Below are 1,296 nucleotides of genomic sequence, written 5' to 3'. Positions count from 1 at the left end.
CCACACCGCCGTACTCCCCGAATTCGGCGACCTCGCCGACTTCGTCGAATTCGTCGACGCCGCCCACCAACGCGGCATGCGCGTCATCATCGACTTCGTCATGAACCACACCAGCGACCAGCACCCCTGGTTCCAGGAATCACGACGCAACCCCGACGGACCCTACGGCGACTACTACGTCTGGGCCGACGACGACAAGCAATACCCCGACGCCCGCATCATCTTCGTCGACACCGAAGCCTCCAACTGGACCCACGACCCCCTACGCGGCCAGTACTACTGGCACCGCTTCTTCTCCCACCAGCCCGACCTCAACTACGACAACCCCGCCGTCCAGGAAGAAATCCTCGCCGCACTCCGCTTCTGGCTCGACCTCGGCATCGACGGCTTCCGCCTCGACGCCGTGCCCTACCTCTACCAGCAAGAAGGCACCAACTGCGAGAACCTGCCCGCCACCCACGACTTCCTCAAACGCGTACGCAAAGAAATCGACGCCCAGTACCCCGACCGGGTCCTGCTCGCAGAAGCGAACCAATGGCCCGAAGACGTCGTCGACTACTTCGGCGACTACCGAACCGGCGGCGACGAATGCCACATGGCCTTCCACTTCCCCGTCATGCCCCGCATCTTCATGGCCGTACGCCGCGAATCCCGCTACCCCGTCTCCGAAATCCTCGCCAAGACCCCCGCCATCCCCCGCACCTGCCAATGGGGCATCTTCCTGCGCAACCACGACGAACTCACCCTCGAAATGGTCACCGACGAAGAACGCGACTACATGTGGGCCGAATACGCCAAAGACCCCCGCATGCGCGCCAACATCGGCATCCGCCGCCGCCTCGCCCCCCTCCTCGACAACGACCGCAACCAGATCGAACTCTTCACCGCCCTCCTCCTCTCCCTCCCCGGCAGCCCCATCCTCTACTACGGCGACGAGATCGGCATGGGCGACAACATCTGGCTCGGCGACCGCGACGCCGTCCGCACCCCCATGCAATGGACCCCCGACCGCAACGCCGGCTTCTCCTCCTGCGACCCCGGCCGCCTCTACCTCCCCACCATCATGGACCCCGTCCACGGCTACCAGGTCACCAACGTCGAAGCCGCCATGTCCTCCCCCTCCTCCCTGCTCCACTGGACCCGCCGCATGATCGAGATCCGCAAGCAGAACCCCGCCTTCGGACTCGGCACCTACACCGAACTCCCCTCCACCAACCCCGCAGTCCTCGCCTTCCTCCGCGAACACGACGACGACCTCGTCCTGTGCGTCCACAACTTCTCCCGCTTCGCCCAGCC

The 1,296-nt window shown here is 65.0% G+C and carries 1 protein-coding gene; it reads left to right on the top strand.

Annotated elements, in window-relative coordinates; all coding sequences use genetic code 11:
• On the top strand, positions 1 to 1,296 hold a 1,296-nt coding region (gene treS, locus ACFY2B_RS46115), incomplete at both ends, for a maltose alpha-D-glucosyltransferase (RefSeq protein WP_390769041.1).

Source organism: Streptomyces sp. NPDC001270 (assembly GCF_042896695.1).
GTDB lineage: Bacteria > Actinomycetota > Actinomycetes > Streptomycetales > Streptomycetaceae > Streptomyces.
The sequence above is the reverse complement of the archived record's forward strand: the minus strand, read 5'-3'. Positions and strand labels throughout refer to the sequence as shown.